Raw genomic sequence first — 16639 nt, forward strand, 5'->3', positions numbered from 1 at the left:
AAGGCGCGTGCTTAGCCGCCAATAGGTGATCCGGGGGGCATGGGCGTGAGCTTTGACTCCCTCAGCTCCACACGCCCCTCGAGGCTGCGTGCGATAAGCCAATCTTCATAACGATAGAAGTCGGCATAGTCGCTGGCGCCATCACCGCCACTGCGCGAGCGAGCTCGCAGCAGTCGCTGGGCTTTCTCCAGCGCTCCCCGGGCCGCTGCGCGGACCTGTGGATCGGTCGCATCATTGGCAAACAGCTGCCGCCAATGATGCAGTAATACGCCAGCACTACGTCGATCGATAGCCGCCTCCATACCACTGTACTCTTGAAGCAATATTGCATCCTGCAAACGGGCAAATAGCTGAGCGGGAGACAACTGCGTGGAGTCCATACTGTGGTGAAGTGCTAATCTGGCCAAACGCTCAGGATGCAACAATGCTTCGTAGCTATGACCTACGGCCGCCTCTGCAAGACTCAAGGGATCGAAAAGTGCTCCAGTGCGCGACGGCGCGCTCTCACGGTTACGCGCATAACCATAAGCCTTGGGGGGTATCTGCTGCAGCAACTCTGGCGACAAGCTCAGAGCATCCGGGCGCAGCGTCGCAAGAATACTCTCCAGCGCCGCACGCTGCCGGGCAGAGCTCACCGGCGTTACCGCCGGCGCCGAATCATCACCGCGGAGCGCATAGCGATAGTCCGCTCCTCCGATGAGTTTAGCCACCGCCTCCAGCTGATACCGGTGATAGAGATATACCGGCACTATCGCCTCCTGGAGGTCACTCATAGGAGCCCCCTGCGGAATGCTGTTTGCACCGAATCCTGCCAGCGCTTTTTGCCGCAGGCGCATAACAAGATTCAGTTCAGTCACGGGATCCGCGCCGCCATCCCACAAGTGCGAGCGTGGGTGGAAGTCGCTCATCTGACGTGAATCCGGGTCACTGATAAACTCGAACCCCGCGGCGCGATTGTCCGCCAGCAACGCTACCAGGGACTCAGCCTCGGCATCCGGGGTATCGAACTGCGCATAACCATAGGTGATGGCGCGCTTATCCCAATCGCCGATACCTTCCGCATAGGCGTCTGCCAAGCTCACCTCGCCCTGATCATCAAGGGACATCTCAGGATGGGGGTAATCCATTACCGACGCGCGATCGCGGATACTTGCAGCAAAGTTATGCGCAAGCCCCAGGGTATGCCCTACTTCATGTGCAGACAGCTGTCGTATTCTCGCAAGCGCCATGTCCATGGTTTCACTGTCATCCCCGGCATCGGCAAAAGCCGCGGTCATTCCTCTTGCGATAAGCAGATCCTGGCGAACGCGCAAGGAACCGAGAGATACATGACCTTTGAGAATTTCACCGGTGCGGGGATCTCTCACACTCATACCATAGGACCAGCCACGTGTTGATCTATGCACCCACTGAATCACGTTGTAACGAACATCCATAGGATCTGCGTCCTCGGGCAGCATCTCCACACGAAAAGCATTACTAAAGCCCGCCGCCTCGTAGGCATCGGCCCACCAGCTCGCGCCTTCGATCAACGCTGATCGCACAGGTTCAGGAGTGCCAGGGTCCAGGTAGTAAATAATGGGCTCCACCGGATCACTGACGGCTGCTGAAGGATTTTTCTTGATCAGCCTGTGACGTCTGATCAATCGCTTTTCAAGACTTTCCGTGATGGGCACGGAATAATCCGCATATCCCATAGCAAAGTAACCTGACTCCGGGTGGAAAACCCGCGGCTCAAAACCCGCTTCAGGCAACGCAATAAAACTGTGGTGCATATGCACCGAAACAGCGTGCGGATCAGGAGCAACGGAGCGTAACTGCGGTCCCGGGTCATCGCCCACAAAGGTCACCACAGCTTCTAGTTCAGTATTTCGTGGAAAAGCGCGACTTCGCGGCGCAAACACGGCCGAGCGAGAGGCATCGGGCTTAAAACTGCCCTCCCCGCGGCTTTTGAGTCGCCGGGCAATACCGTGACTGTCGCGAAGCAGAAATTCCGTTGCATCCACCAGTCGCTGATCACCGTCTCGAGCAACGACGGGGAATCCCCAAAGCACCGAAGAGGCAAACGCCTGCTCCACCGACAGTCGCTCTGCCTCGTTTACCGTGGTCGCCCGGTAACTCTGATTGGTCCGTCGCAGCAAAACTTTATCGCCCGTCGGCTCAAACTTGACCAGGGCCGCCTCACCGCCCAGCTGACCTCGATCCAGACCTATGTCATTGGAGCCCACACCTCGGGGCAGACTCTCCTGATAGAGCAGCTCGCTATTGCTCTCGTCCAGCAAGAGGTAGATCTTGCCCTTGCGTGTATCGTGGTAGAACGGAACGAAACCCGGCTGCCAGCGCATCCCCTCCGAAAACTCTCTAATTCGCTCACCCCCAGCGGGATCTGTACCGCCACAGGCTGCCAGTAGTGCAATAAGCGCAAGAAGAGCGAGCGCCTGAATCTGCTGTCGCATGTTGAGTCCTTGTTTGGGCAAATGAGAATCTGAGGGAGGCTATCCCGCTAAACCTGTGCGATATGATCATCGGCGGGGGCCTGTGTTGCAAGCAAGGACTCCAGAGACAAGCAATTTTTACAGCTGTGGGCTTGTATCGCGCCTCGATCGAAGACAAAATACAGGAATTATTCTCTTATACTGGAATCACATGCGCGCACTCGTCAAAAAAGAAGCCGCTCCGGGCCTTTGGCTGGAGGAGGTCCCTGCGCCTGAACCGGGCATCAACGATGTACTGATCAAGGTTCGGCGCACCGCCATCTGCGGTACGGACATGCATATTTACAACTGGGATGACTGGGCAAAACGAACCATTCCAGTACCCATGGTGGTGGGGCATGAGTTTGTGGGTGAGATTGTCGACGTGGGCAGCAACGTCAATGACTTCAAACCCGGTCAGATTGTCTCTGGCGAAGGACACGTAGTCTGCGGCCGCTGCCGCAATTGCATGGCAGGTCGTCGCCACCTGTGCAGCGACAACAGCGGTATCGGAGTAGACCGTCCCGGCGCCTTCGCTGAGTATCTGACCCTCCCCATGTCCAACGTATGGGAGCATGCCCCGGGCATCGATCTGGATATTGCTGCTCTTTTTGACCCTCTGGGCAACGCCGTGCACACCGCGCTGCAGTTCGACCTACTGGGAGAAGATGTACTGATCACCGGTGCCGGCCCCATTGGCTCCATGGCCGCCGCTGTATGTCGTCACGCGGGCGCTAGACACATTGTGATTACTGATGTGATCGACGATCGACTGGCGCTGGCGGCAACTCTGGGAGCGACCCGTACTGTCAATGTGATGAACGAATCCCTGACCGACGTAAAACATGAGTTAGGCATGCGCGAGGGCTTTGATGTGGGGTTGGAGATGTCAGGCAACCCCCAGGCACTGAGCGATCAAATCACCCATATGTGCCACGGAGGTAAAATCGCCATGCTCGGTATTCCTGCACAGAACACCGCCATCGACTGGAGCCAGGTGATTTTCAACATGCTCACGCTAAAAGGCATCTACGGCCGTGAGATGTACGAGACCTGGTACAAAATGTCGGTGATGATTCAAACGGGCCTCGATATCAGTCCCGTCATTACTCACCGCATGCACTATAGCGACTTCGATGAAGGATTTACGGCCATGAACAATGGCAGTGCCAGCAAGGTTGTCTTGCGCTGGGACGACTAAAAAAGGAATCAGATTATGTACGGCAAATTCCAGGAGCACCTGCGCGCAGAGATACAAGGTATTCGCGATGCGGGTCTCTATAAAGAAGAAATAGAGTTCACCAGTGCCCAGGGCGCTCATGTCGCTATTGCCGGCAGCCAGAACGTGCTCAATCTCTGCGCTAACAACTACCTGGGCCTTGCAGAACACCCCGAGGTCAAAGCCGCCGCCGCAAAGGGTCTCGAAGAATGGGGCTACGGAATGGCTTCGGTGCGGTTTATCTGTGGAACGCAAAGCCTGCATAAAGATCTGGAGCGAAGCCTGGCCAGGTTTTTGGGTCTGGAGGCGTGCATCCTCTACCCTTCTGGCTTTGACGCCAATGGTGGTCTGTTCGAAACCTTGCTAAGCGCCGAAGACGCCATCATCTCTGATGCGCTAAACCACGCGAGCATCATTGACGGCATCCGACTGTGCAAGGCGCAACGCTACCGCTATGCCAACAATGACATGCAGGACCTGGAAGCCCAGCTTAAAGCCGCCGATGCTGCAGGGGCGCGCTTCAAGCTCATTACCACCGACGGCGTGTTCTCCATGGATGGCAGTATCGCCAAGCTCGATAAAATCTGTGATTTGGCCGAGAAATACGGCGCCCTGGTGCATTTTGACGACTGCCATGCGACGGGGTTCCTCGGCGCAAATGGACGAGGCACTCATGAATACCATCAGTGTATGGATCGCGTCGACATCATTACGGGGACTCTTGGCAAAGCCCTGGGCGGCGCCAGCGGTGGCTTTACCGCAGCGCGCGCAGAAGTTGTGGACTTGCTGCGCCAGCGTTCGCGCCCGTATCTGTTCTCCAACACTGTTGCACCACCGGTGGTGGCCGGCGCTCTGCGCGCTTTGGAACTTGTGGAATCCCAGCCGGATCTTCGCAAGCGACTGGAGGAAAACTCAGCGTATTTTCGTAGCGCGCTGGAAGCAGAAGGCTTCGAATTACTGCCGGGTGACCACCCGATAATCCCGGTAATGCTGCACGATGCGAACCGCGCTGCGCAAATGGCTGCACATATTCGAGAGCAAGGCGTTCATGTGGTGGCCTTTTCTTTTCCTGTGGTGCCCAAGGGCCAGGCTCGTATCCGCACGCAAATGTCAGCCGCGCTCACCAAAGAAGATCTTGATCGTGCCATCGCTGCCTTTGTGTCAGCCCGAGACGCCATTGGCTGAGTCGTGAGGTCGGCGCCGTTTTGCGCGAGCAGCTCGAGTAAAGCCGGGTCGGAACGCCAAAAACGTCTACGACGCCAAGGGCCGAAAGCCGAGAGAGACAGTCCCGCGGCTCCACGATGAGTTCTCAGAAAAGTCCAGGGTAGTCCAGCCAGTAATGGCGTAAATCCTGAGTCTTCCAGTCCCGGTAGACGTAATCCCAGTCCAATTCCGGAATACGCCAGGCGTGGTGCGGCTCCAGGTTAGTTGAAAAAACCGGAGCACCATAATCGCAAAAGCGGCTATCGACACTCAAACGAACGCGGTGCTTGTCTACATTAGCCTGCGCTCGATGCACCGTCTGTGAATGAAAAATAATCACATCACCGGCGGTGACATTTGAGACATGCCACAAAGTCTCCTCGGGATGGATCTCGCACTGAACACCTCCCACACCCTGCGCCTCAAAGACAGGCCGCACCCCATGCATATGGGAGCCCGGCAAGATCGTTAAACGCCCCATTGCCTCGTCGGCGTCATGCAGCGCTATCCAGATCCCGGCCATAGTCGGTCCCGCATGATGCGAAAACGCATCCTGATGCGGCGGGGTTTCAAATCCCAATTTACGCGGTGCAGCTATGCGCGCCATTTTCATGGGATACACAAAAACGTCCGGACCAGCCACCAAGTCCATCAAACGCCGGACCTCACAGCAGTGGAATATTCGGTGTAGAGACTCCAGCGCCTGAACTTTGGGATAGAGCCTGTCCCACAGGGGGTCACTTTCGAAAAAAGGGTCTCCTGCAAGTACCGGGGACGCCGCAGCACTGCTCCAGTGAATATGTGGGCTGAGTACCGACAGCATGTCTTCCAGCACGGGCTGCACGATGGACGAATCGAGAACCCGCGGAAAATACAAATAGCCCTCGGCCTGAAATCGTTCCCGAAGCTCCTCATAACCCTCAGAAGGCTTTGATGGTGTTAAAGGCTGATACTGGGCCTCAACAAAGCTTGCCGCTGTACCGACTGCCACCACGGCTTATTGCTCATCCTGTTGATAGACGAGGTGACCCTCTTTGTAAGTTGCACGAATCTGCAGCTCGTCGAGATCGCCGGGATCCACCGTAAGCGGGTTATCAGACAGCACCACCAAGTCTGCAAGCTTGCCCACTTCCAGAGTGCCTTTGTCCGCCTCTTCAAAATGTTGCCAGGCAGGCCAAATCGTCAGAGCGCGCAAACCGGTCATTACATCAACACGATGATCTGCACCTAACACCGCTCCGCTGCGAGTAGTTCGCGTAACGGTTGCTGAAAGCACACGCATGGAGTCCGGCTTGGCTACCGGCGCATCGTGATGCGAGCCAAACATCATTCCCCGCTCTCTCACCCAACCCGTGGGTGAAATATTCTCGGCACGCTTTGGCCCCAACACGGAATCCCGATGCCAGTCTCCCCAGTAAAAGGTATGCATGGGAAAGAGCGAAGGGAAAACATCCAGCTCGTCCAGCGCCGCAACCTGCTCTTTGCGCAAGACCTGGCCATGGATCAGTACAGGACGAAGCTCCACATCCGGGTGTTTCTCCCGCGCGAGGCGCAGAGCATTCAATAATGCATCTGTTGCCGCATCGCCATTGGAATGCACCAGTATCTGCCAACCGTGGTCAAAGGCACGCATAACACTACTATTGACAGTATCTACATCAATGGCGGGATAACCCACATAGTCGTCACTCTTGCCGTGAGGTGCCACGTGATAAGGCAGACTCAGCCACGCGGTCTTCCCCTGTGGCGAGCCGTCGATGGTCAGCTTCACGCCTCCAACGCGATACCGATTCTCATAGGAGCGTGATGGCGATAAATCTTCAGTCATCAGCATATCCGGGTAGGACACCAAATCAATTTTGAGCTCTCCACGATCCGCAACCCGCTGCATCGCGGCCATGCTCTCGGGACTTGCCCGTCCTTCCTGGGCGGTTGTGTAGCCAAAGCTCGCCATGGACTCCGTGCCTGCCAGCAGCATCCGGTCTTGGAGCTCTTCATCGGCAGCTGCAAGAGCGCTAAAGATCAAGCGAAAAAAGGCGTACTCCTCGGCCACGCCGTTAGGCCCTTTACCGTCGCTCTCCCGCCGGAATGCCCCACCATCAGGATCCGGCGTGTCCGCCCCAATGCCTGCCACTTTGAGACCAACGGTGTTCGCCACCCCAAGATGCCCGGATTGATGGATCAGCAGGATCGGAACCTCTGTAGACACAGCGTCCAAATCGTGGCGGGTGGGGTGTCGCTGCTCAGCAAGCTGTGAGTCGTCGTAGCCAAAACCGATAATCCAACCCAACTCGCGCTGTAACTCAGGCTCGCTGCTCATGTATTCGCGTAACAGCCGTTGCAAGCTTGCTACGCTGGCACCCTCGCCATCAGGCGGCGGTAAAAGATTGGCACTCATCGCCTGCACGCCGATAAAGTTCGCATGACTGTGTGAGTCCACAAAACCGGGAAGTAAGGGTTTGCCTTTAAGATCAATGCGCCGGGTGTTTTCATCTGCAAGCGCTAATACCTCAGCGCTATCACCGACGGCGACAATTCTTCCCGCTTCGATCGCGAGCGCGTCTGCGACCTGGTCGTTACTATTCATCGTGATCACCGGACCGCCAAAAAAAACCATCTCGGGCGCCGCGACACTAGACAGCGCGATCACGGTAAGACCTACTCCTAAAAGCATCTCTTGAGCAGACTGGATTAATTTCATCGTTTTTCTATCTCCATTCTTACTGACTACTTTTGACTATTATTCACAGGAATTGCTGACTTGCTGATTAACCGCGGCGTGGCACAAACAAGTACAGAGCTCACTCTCCCACTTCTTCATGCTCGATAACCCAGGCTTCTTTATTGGCTAAAGACATCCATGCCTGCAGGTCCGCATCAGCCAACCAATGATCCACATAGGCCTTAGTCGGCACAGAAAGGTCCAGCGCATAAGCACCAAACCGAACCGCCACTGGAGCAAACATTGCATCAGCAATACTGAAGTCACCCAGTAACCATGTAGAACTTCCACTTTGCTGTTGAGCCGCCTGCCAAAGCTCACTGATACGATGTACATCGCGGTGCACGCCGTCGCTAACTGCCAGCCTACGCTGCCTCGCGCGACAGTTCATCGGCATCTCCTGGCGCAAGGCGGCGAAACCGCTATGCATCTCCGCCGCCATAGCACGACCCAGGGCCCGTAATTTGAGATCCACCGGCCACAGCGCAAAGTCAGCGTATCGTTCATTCACCGTCTCTGCGATTGCCAGAGAGTCCCATACATACTCATCCCCTATCCAAAGCACGGGAACACGTCGCGTGGGCGAATACTGCGCAACACGCTCCTCGAATTCCGGCGTATCCATAGGCAAGACAATTAGCTCGGGATCAATTCCAGCTTTGCGCAGAGTCAACCAGGCACGCAAAGACCAAGAAGAATAATTGCGGTTCCCGCATATCAGCTTCAGGTCCGACGGAGTGTGAAACGACATAAATCACCTACAACACATATTTAAACGACAGCTTATCGCAAGTTCTGCGTAGAGGGAGTCAATAACATCAGTCCGGAGTCTGGGAAAGCTGTGCAACAACACACTATTATATTGTTTAATCTGTCTGCGGTACTCCTGCCCAACCAAGGCTCTAGCAAACCCCGACTGTGCTTAAACGTATTACAGTATCTATGCTGGTTCTCTGGCTCAGCGCCTGCGCGAGCACCTTCGACGATGTTCGTCCGCCGGGCAAAGAACATTGTGAGTCGTTTTTTATCTATGTGTTGTGTATCTCTGATCTCGACGCCGACGGCCGGGTCGATTACATGTACTTTGACGACACTCGCGAAATCTTCATGTATGCCGACAACATGTTGAACCAGCTCAACAAAGTGCTCCCCTTGCATGCCTGTGCCGTCCCCATGAGTGACAGCACCCGTGAATATAGTTCCCAGCTGGTATACAGCGACGACCTGAGTCTTTCAGCGCGCCTTGCCGTAAAAGCCAGGCTGGCCGTGAGCTATCGCGCCGCACAACCCGCCGTGGACGCCTGTGTTGCATCACTCAATCCGGACTCCGCTTCAGAAGCAACACAGGAGCGGCCCTTTGATGATGATGACGACTGGCTAGAGGAGCCTCATTAGGGGCTGGGCAAGCGACTCGGCTTTTCCTATGCTTGCAGACCTCTTTGAAAACGGGTCGATCAAATGCTCTTGAACCTTGCACTGGGTGTAGCGACCATGGCCTTATGTCTGGCGCTGCAGATAGCTCTACTCACCCGATCCTTGCTGTATTACGCAAAGCATCAATCAGACCTGGATGGTGCCTCCTACCTTGGCACCATGGCAATTCTGTCCGGCGTTATGTTTCTGCTTATGTTCGGCAATCTGGGACAGGTAGCCATTTGGGCTGCGCTTTTCCAATTTCTGGGTGAGTTCAAAAACTACGACGCCGCCTTCTATCACTCGGCCGTGAACTTCTCGACTCTGGGCTACGGCGATATCGTGATGAGCGACGAGCGTAAACTATTGGGTCCTATTCAAGCGATTAACGGCGTTCTCATGGTAGGAATGTCTACAGCGGCCTTCATGACTACGCTTCGGGATGCGATCAAACAAAACAGGCACGGCTGGACCTCAAAGCGTGGCGAACACATTCGCCAACTGGTTGATTAAGGCAAGTAGACTTCAGGACTTCGGCTCTACACAATGTCTGAAACAAAATGCCCGACAACACAATAATAAGGATTACTAATGCTAACTGAGTCTTATGCAAAAGGGCCCGCCACACCACCCGTTCGGGAACTCACCATTGGAGACGCTCTTCGCGAGGTCGCTGAGGAATGTCCTGCGCAAATTGCCTTGATCGCCGGCACACCAGACACCGCTGAGCGCCGTACCTGGACCTATGCCGAATTACTGGATGAAGCGCAGCTGACCGCACGGGCGCTGCTGGAGATTTTTGAACCCGGAGATAGAGTAGCGGTATGGGCGCCGAATATTCCCGAATGGGTGATTATGGAATACGGCTGTGCTCTGGCCGGCATTGTCCTTGTTACCGTTAATCCGTCCTATCAGGCAGACGAACTCGCCTATGTACTTCGCCAATCAAGAGCCGCAGGTATCTTTTTGCTTCCAGACTTTCGCGGCAATCCCATGCTTCATCATCTTGAATCAGTGCAGGACGATTGTCCGGAACTAAAAAGCGTTATTTTGTTTTCCCAGTGGCAGGACTTTCTAGCTAGCGCAGGAGACAAACCCTTACCTACTGTCCTACCCAATGATGCCTGCATGATTCAATACACGTCGGGAACCACGGGCTTTCCAAAAGGTGCGCTACTGCATCATCGTGGACTGGTAAACAATGGCTCCCACACGCTCTCGATTATGGGTGCAGAATCCGGCCAGACCTATATGGGAATCATGCCGCTGTTCCATACTGCTGGCTGCGTACTGGCCGTGTTAGGGGCATTATCAAAACGCTCCGCTCTAGTGCTGGTAGAGGTTTTTGAGCCGGGCCTGGTGCTAGAGCTTATGGAGGAGTATCGCGCGGCGGCAATGCTCGGTGTACCGACCATGCTCATAGCGATGATTGAACATCCCACTTTTGTTGAGCGTGACCTGTCTGCAGTAAGGGCACTGTGTTCGGGCGGCTCTACGGTACCTGCAGATCTTGTGAAGAGGCTCGAAGAAGCCGTAGGCGCCCCCTTCACCATCGTCTTCGGGCAAACCGAATGCTCACCAGTGGCCTGCATGACACATGCGGACGATAGCCTCGACGATAAGGCCCACACCCTGGGCCAGGCGATGCCCGGTGTGGAGGTTAAAATTGTCGACACGGAAACCGGAGACACCCAGCCTGTTGGAGTTCTTGGAGAATTCTGCACCCGTGGGTATCACGTTATGCACGAGTACTTTGAGAACCCCGAGGCCACGGCAAAAACCATTGATGCGGATGGCTGGCTGCACACCGGCGATTTATGCTCCATGGATGCCCGGGGCTACTGCAAAATCGAAGGTCGTCTGAAAGACATGATTATTCGCGGTGGAGAAAACATCTACCCGCGAGAAATTGAAGAGTTGCTCTTCCAGCATCCATCCGTAGGCGAGGTTGCGGTTGTGGGGCTTCCCAACGAACGCCTGGGAGAAGAGGTGGCGGTGTTTTTGCGTCCAGCGCCCGGTAGCAGCATAGACAAAGACCTGTTGTTTACGTACCTGCGGGAGCATTTGTCGCCACAAAAAACCCCAAGGCATTGGTTTGAGGTCGAAGCCTATCCCCTCACCGGCTCGGGGAAAATCCAAAAATTTGCTCTGCGCGAAGGCTGGGAAAACGGTCAGTACACCGAAATGTCCTAAACAAGTGAAACGCCCTGCCTATACGGCCTGGCTAATCGTCAGCTCGTATAGGCCCCAGATCCTTACTCGCATGCTCGGCAATGGGCCCTCCGGAGTCCCGTTCGGCCACAGCTTGTTTAAACCCCACATCCACAGCACGTTCTCGAAACCACAAACCCTCTGGAGAATGCCGAGCCACGCCATCAAAGAAGTTCGCAAAGCGCTGCGTGTTTGCAAGCCCCATAGCCTCATAGGCCTGATTAACGACCATTTTGCTCATCATCAGCTGATTTCGAGGCACCCCCTTAATACGATCGCAAAGCTTTTGCACCGCCGCATCCAATTCATCGTCGGGAACAGACTCCTGTATCAAGCCCATCGCAGCCGCTTCCAGGCCGCTGATTAAGTCACCCGTGAACAGCATGCGTTTTGCGTTCTCTATACCCAGACGATACACCCACATCATTGTTGTGGGGATTCCCCAGACGCGTGCAGGCGGATAACCAATTCGGGCATCATCTGCCATGACAATCATGTCGCAGCAAAGAGCAATATCGCTACCGCCCGCCGCCGCTGCACCGTGTATTTTGCAAATCGTAGGCTTACTCGCACGCCAGAGCGACATAAAGTCTTCTGTATTGCGTGACATCATTGCGTAGTCCAGAGTCGGGTCCCAGGGCATCTCCTGATTACCATGCATCTCCCCGGGAGTCTGAGCGTATTCCACAAGGTCATAGCCACCACAGAACCCCTTGCCAGCCCCCTGCAGCACAATCACATGTACGCCGGGATCGGCGTCCGCACGTTCCACGGCAGCCCGCAGATCTCCTGGCAAGGCCGTATTAATCGCATTCAATCGCTCGGGACGATTCAGGGTCAGGGTCGCAACGCGGTCGTGACATTCATAAAGTACGGTAGACATGATCCACTCTCTTTTTTTGCAATCTACTACGACAGGCATGATCATAACCTCCCGGCACCGATCAGCGAGATCGTCCTGCTCTCGGCAGCCGGTCTTACGCCGACGTACAATGCGCTAATCACCGACGTACCGGAGAACGATTACATGCTCACCATTCACCACCTCAACAACTCACGCTCACAACGCGTCCTGTGGCTCCTTGAAGAGCTGGGCGTTGAATACGACATACGCAACTACCAACGCGATAGCGTCACCAGTTTGGCACCACCGGAATTATTCGAGGTACATCCGCTGGGCAAGTCACCGGTGCTCACTGATGATAAAAACACAGTTATCGAGTCCGGCGCCATTATCGACTACATCGTTAGACACTACGGTGGCGGGCGTCTTGCTCCGCAAGCTGGCACTTCTGCTTATGAGAATTACCTGCAGTGGATGCACTACGCCGAGGGCAGCGCAATGCTCCCATTGATGCTCAAGATGTACACCGGCCGTCTTCCCGACGGTGGCGAACTGCTACAACCAAGAATCAACAGCGAGCTGGACAATCATCTTGGGTTCATGGATCGAGCTTTAGAGAATCAAGATTGGTTTGTGGGCAATGAGTTCAGCGCCGCAGACATTCAGCTTTCTTTTGTGCCCCAGGTGGGCAAGTTGCTTTACGGGCTGGAGAACTTTTCGAATCTTGCTGCGTTCCTTGACCGTATCCATGCGCGTCCGGCTTACCAGCGTGCTCACGAGCGCGGCGGCCCCTACGCGTATGGCAGCTAAAACAGGCCCACGAGCTTGAGTGAACTCGAAGATAAACTGAGGTCCCGCGCCAGCGCACCCGAGCTTCCCATACTGAGACTTCAGGAATGGAGTCGTTTACCGTCCTGGGCTTTTGGAGCGCTGTGTGGCCTGCTCGTAGCAGGCTGCTTGCTAAGCCCTGTTTTCACCACCGAAGTCAGTGCCGCCACGTTTAACGATGTTCTTGCATCAGCGCTATTCTTTGGTACGAGTCTGGGGATTCTTGCGGGCTTTTCCAGACCGGTTTTTGCCGGCGCTGCACAGGATATACGACAACTCTCTGGTGTACTCTCCTGGTCAGAGGCATCCATAGCGACCGCAAGTACGGCTCTTTCTCGAATTGATCGCGCCAATCTGTGGCGCGCCTGCATCCTGGGCTGCACGCTTGGGGTCGCCCACTCATATATCCTCAACAGTCATTTGTCCCCTTTGAAGTTTGCTATTCCTCAAATTGGGGGGACGATACTTCTATGGGTCGCAATGTTTCTGACAGTCCCACCGCTGATCGTCAATGCGCTGGTGTTTTCGTCCCTTGGGCAAATTGCAAAACCTGATCTTTTACGACCTTCGCGACACGCCGCTTTCGGCTCTGCCGCCCTACGTCCGGCACTATTGATGACGGGCATGCTCTGCGCTTACTCGCTGCTCTTCTTAGGCGGTGACAACCCCCTGGATGGACCGGTGATCATTGGCGTCATCGCTGGCCTGGTGCCACTGATCGGAATCGTGGCCCGGCCTCTTCGGGGAATTCGCCGGCGCATTCGCGAGGAGCGACAGCAGACCCTTACGGGGCTCGATGCGCGTCTTGACAGGATAACTCAGGGAGACATCGCAGGAGCAGACGCCGATACTCTCTTCCAGCTTGATGCAGTTTTGGATATGCGGGAGCGTGTTGCCAGAGCCCCATCCTGGCCCTTTGACGTCCATGCACTCAAACGAATGCTGCTCTACACGGTACTTCCTCCATTGACCTGGGCAGCGGCAGCATTTGTAGAAATAATGATCGACAAGCTCCTGTAAACACCGCCTGAAATTCTACCCGTAGCAGAAAAAAACAAGGAATAGCAATGACGAATCAAACCTGGGTACTACGCCAACGACCCGTTGGAGATATCAAAGACACTGATCTTGAGCTTGTCGAGAGCCCTTTGGGTGAATTGGCTGATGGCAGTGTTCGTGTAAAAACCATTTACCTGTCCCTCGATCCGACAAACCGTATTTGGATGAGTGACGCTGATGCCTATTTACCCCCGGTAGGTATTGGTGAGGGAATGCGCGGCGGAAGTATTGGCGTCGTTACCCAAAGCAATCACCTGCTGATTCAGGCCGGCGCCATAGTCAACACCGGCCTGTCTCAATGGGCGCTCTATAACGACATCCCGGGAGACATGGTAAATGTATTACCCGATATTCCCGGACTGCCACTAACAGCATTCATGGGACCGCTTGGCGCGACGGGAATGACAGCCTACTTCGGTCTTACCGACATCGGTAAACCACAAGCGGGAGAAACACTGGTGGTGTCTGCAGCAGCAGGCGCTGTTGGATCGATGGTGGGACAGATAGGCAAAATTCATGGATGCCGTGTAGTGGGCATCGCAGGCTCTGATGACAAGTGCCAATGGTTAACTGAAACGGCCGGTTTCGACGCCGCCATCAACTACAAAAGAGAGAACGTGGCAGAAGCCCTCGATCGCCACTGCCCCGACGGCATTGACATCAATTTCGAGAACGTCGGCGGAGAAATCATGGACGCAGTCATTGCCCGTCTCAACGATTTCTCGCGCATGCCACTATGCGGATTGATCTCCAGCTATAACGATACAGAAGCTACCCCCGGGCCCTACAACTTTGCGAATCTGCTTATGCGACGCACGCTACTGAAGGGCTTTATCATCCTCGATTATCTCGATCGCTTCCCCGAAGGCATGCAGGCCATGGCAGCCTGGCTTGCAGAGGGCAAGATTCACTACGAAACCGATATCGTAGAAGGCCTGGAGAATGCACCGAGCTCACTGGAACGCCTGTTTAGTGGCAAAAATCTGGGTAAGCTGGTGGTGCGCGTTTCACAGGAGCCCTAGAAACTCAAATGCTTAGCACTCTTAGCACTCTTAGCGCTCTCAGCGCCTTGCGCGCAGGCCTCTTAATGCTGCCCTTGGTCACCCTTGCTGAGGACTTACCGGATCCTTTGGCCGCCGGGTGGGAGGGAAAATCCGTATGCGAATGCCTGCACAGGGATGAGCAACTGAGAATCCTGCGGTGCAGTTTCCCACCTGGAATTGGTCATGAACGTCACTTTCATCCGCCGCATGTCGGCTACGTTCTGGAAGGGGGACGCATGAAGATTACCGATGCGCTGGGCACTCGCGTGCAGGACATCCCCTCAGCGATCACTTTCGCAAATCCAGAGGGAATCGAGTGGCACGAGGCCGTGAATGTGGGCGACCAGACCGCTCGCTACCTCATGATCGAAGCAGCGGCGGACGGAGAAGCCGCCCTAAGCTGCCAAAGCGACAAAACGGACCACTAGCACGCGGTAATCTCTTTGGCCCAAGGCGCCGTATCTATTGATTAGCGTGATGTTTAGCGGACAAATAGCGGAGAGAAAAATGCGGTCCTTCCAGCGCGCCCTGAGTGCCACCCTTGCTGCCATCATAGGACTACAGCTGGTTGCCTGCGGGGATCGCCAAGAGCAAGCTGTTGTGCAGCAAGACCGCGGTCGACCTGCCGTCCCCGTGGTGGTGGAGGCAGTACAACTCAAGGCACGGCAAACCCGCGTAGAAGCCGTGGGCACCGCTCGCGCCCACCGATCAGTATCGCTGTTTCCAGAAGTTGCCGGAGAAGTCGTTGCGGTGAACTTTCAGCCCGGTGACAGGGTGGAAAAAGATGCGGTACTGCTAGCACTGGATTCCCGGGACGAAGAGCTGGCACTGGAGCTGGCTGAACTTCGTCTAGCCGACGCCGAGCGTATGCTGGCGCGCTACACTCAAGCTAACGACAGCGTGCAACGCACGGTGCCCGAGACCACCATCGACACCGCTCGAACGACACTGGACAGCGCACGTATTGAACGCGACCGCGCGAGAATAGCCCTGCAAAGACGCTTTATCACTGCGCCCTTTGACGGATTTGTGGGTATCACCGATGTCGACGCAGGGGATCGTATAGATACCGCGACAGAAATCACCACCATCGATGATCGCAGCGTACTGCTCGTAAGCTTTGACGTCCCCGAAGCCTTTGTAGGTCGTCTGACCACCGGCGATCCTGTACGCATCGAAGTTTGGAGCGCCGAACGCACTGAAGCTCGCGGCACCGTTGTAGATTTAGGGTCGCGCGTCGACCCCCTGTCCCGGGCATTCATCGCACGCGCGGAAGTACCTAATAGCGATGATAAATTGCGACCGGGCATGAGTTTTCGCGTAGAGCTGGATCTCACCGGCGGGGTTTACCCATCCGTTCCCGAGGTTGCCCTACAGTGGGGAGCAGAGGGAGCCTACATCTGGTTGGTAGAGGATAATAAGGCGCGACGCGTGGCCGCAGAACTCGTGCAGAGACAGGGACGGCGAGTGCTGGTGAATGCAGACGTTCCCGACGGCTCTTTAGTTGTCGGCGAGGGAGTGCAGTCGATGCGCGATGGCATTTCTGTTCGTACCATGGATGCCGATGCGCTAGCACGTGATGCCCGGGGCGTGCTGTTGCCCGCCGCCCGAGAGGGCTAGAAC

15 protein-coding genes are annotated in these 16639 nt (G+C 55.4%); 10 read left to right on the top strand and 5 right to left on the bottom strand.

Annotated features, from left to right (window positions below):
* Nucleotides 1–11: 11 nt before the first annotated feature.
* Nucleotides 12–2456 carry a zinc-dependent metalloprotease gene (locus R0135_RS05625; RefSeq protein WP_407349275.1) on the bottom strand — a complete coding sequence of 815 codons (2445 nt, stop codon included), beginning with the start codon at nt 2454–2456 and terminating at the stop codon, nt 12–14.
* 190 nt (nt 2457–2646) lie between these two features.
* Between R0135_RS05625 and tdh the strand changes: the two genes are divergently transcribed.
* Entirely contained in the window at nt 2647–3675 is a 1029-nt protein-coding gene (tdh, locus tag R0135_RS05630) for an L-threonine 3-dehydrogenase (protein ID WP_407349276.1), read from the top strand.
* Between the two features lie 15 nt (nt 3676–3690).
* Nucleotides 3691–4878, top strand: coding sequence for a glycine C-acetyltransferase (locus R0135_RS05635; protein ID WP_407349277.1), 1188 nt, complete (start codon nt 3691–3693; stop codon nt 4876–4878).
* Between the two features lie 124 nt (nt 4879–5002).
* Here R0135_RS05635 and R0135_RS05640 read toward each other — a convergent pair whose 3' ends face one another.
* From R0135_RS05640 to R0135_RS05650, 3 genes are all read right to left on the bottom strand, one after another.
* Nucleotides 5003–5890: a phytanoyl-CoA dioxygenase family protein gene (locus R0135_RS05640; protein ID WP_407349278.1), complete on the bottom strand. Its 888-nt coding sequence runs from the start codon at nt 5888–5890 to the stop codon at nt 5003–5005.
* A gap of 3 nt (nt 5891–5893) precedes the next feature.
* On the bottom strand, nt 5894–7597 hold the full coding sequence (locus R0135_RS05645; RefSeq protein WP_407349279.1) for an amidohydrolase: 1704 nt from the start codon (nt 7595–7597) through the stop codon (nt 5894–5896).
* Nucleotides 7598–7697: 100 nt separating this feature from the next.
* Nucleotides 7698–8369, bottom strand: coding sequence for a glutathione S-transferase family protein (locus R0135_RS05650; RefSeq protein ID WP_407349280.1), 672 nt, complete (start codon nt 8367–8369; stop codon nt 7698–7700).
* A 167-nt stretch (nt 8370–8536) separates the two neighbouring features.
* On the opposite strand from R0135_RS05650, the gene R0135_RS05655 reads away from it, so the two are divergent.
* The 3 genes from R0135_RS05655 (at nt 8537) to R0135_RS05665 (ending at nt 11224) form a co-directional block, all read left to right on the top strand.
* The gene (locus R0135_RS05655) at nt 8537–9013 is read left to right on the top strand and encodes a hypothetical protein (protein ID WP_407349281.1); all 477 of its coding nucleotides are present in this window, start codon (nt 8537–8539) and stop codon (nt 9011–9013) included.
* Between the two features lie 63 nt (nt 9014–9076).
* Nucleotides 9077–9544 (top strand): ion channel, encoded by a 468-nt coding sequence (locus tag R0135_RS05660; protein WP_407349282.1) that lies wholly within the window; start codon nt 9077–9079, stop codon nt 9542–9544.
* Nucleotides 9545–9622: 78 nt separating this feature from the next.
* Nucleotides 9623–11224, top strand: coding sequence for an AMP-binding protein (locus tag R0135_RS05665; RefSeq protein ID WP_407349283.1), 1602 nt, complete (start codon nt 9623–9625; stop codon nt 11222–11224).
* Nucleotides 11225–11255: 31 nt separating this feature from the next.
* Here R0135_RS05665 and R0135_RS05670 read toward each other — a convergent pair whose 3' ends face one another.
* Nucleotides 11256–12125 (bottom strand): crotonase/enoyl-CoA hydratase family protein, encoded by an 870-nt coding sequence (locus tag R0135_RS05670; RefSeq protein WP_407349284.1) that lies wholly within the window; start codon nt 12123–12125, stop codon nt 11256–11258.
* Here R0135_RS05670 and R0135_RS05675 point away from each other — a divergent pair.
* From R0135_RS05675 to R0135_RS05695, 5 genes are all read left to right on the top strand, one after another.
* Nucleotides 12099–12896, top strand: a complete 798-nt coding sequence (locus R0135_RS05675) for a glutathione S-transferase family protein (protein WP_407349285.1) — start codon at nt 12099–12101, stop codon at nt 12894–12896. The genes R0135_RS05670 and R0135_RS05675 overlap by 27 nt on opposite strands.
* A 15-nt stretch (nt 12897–12911) precedes the next feature.
* A complete protein-coding gene (locus R0135_RS05680) occupies nt 12912–13934 on the top strand; it encodes a hypothetical protein (protein WP_407349286.1) in 1023 nt (340 codons plus the stop codon).
* 47 nt (nt 13935–13981) lie between these two features.
* Nucleotides 13982–14995: an NADP-dependent oxidoreductase gene (locus tag R0135_RS05685; RefSeq protein WP_407349287.1), complete on the top strand. Its 1014-nt coding sequence runs from the start codon at nt 13982–13984 to the stop codon at nt 14993–14995.
* Between the two features lie 8 nt (nt 14996–15003).
* Complete coding sequence (locus tag R0135_RS05690) at nt 15004–15444, top strand: hypothetical protein (protein WP_407349288.1); 441 nt, start codon at nt 15004–15006, stop codon at nt 15442–15444.
* Between the two features lie 79 nt (nt 15445–15523).
* Complete coding sequence (locus R0135_RS05695; protein WP_407349289.1) at nt 15524–16636, top strand: efflux RND transporter periplasmic adaptor subunit; 1113 nt, start codon at nt 15524–15526, stop codon at nt 16634–16636.
* The last annotated feature ends 3 nt before the right edge of the window (nt 16637–16639 follow it).

The sequence above is a fragment of the Congregibacter variabilis genome (assembly GCF_045689235.1).
Lineage (GTDB): Bacteria > Pseudomonadota > Gammaproteobacteria > Pseudomonadales > Halieaceae > Congregibacter > Congregibacter variabilis.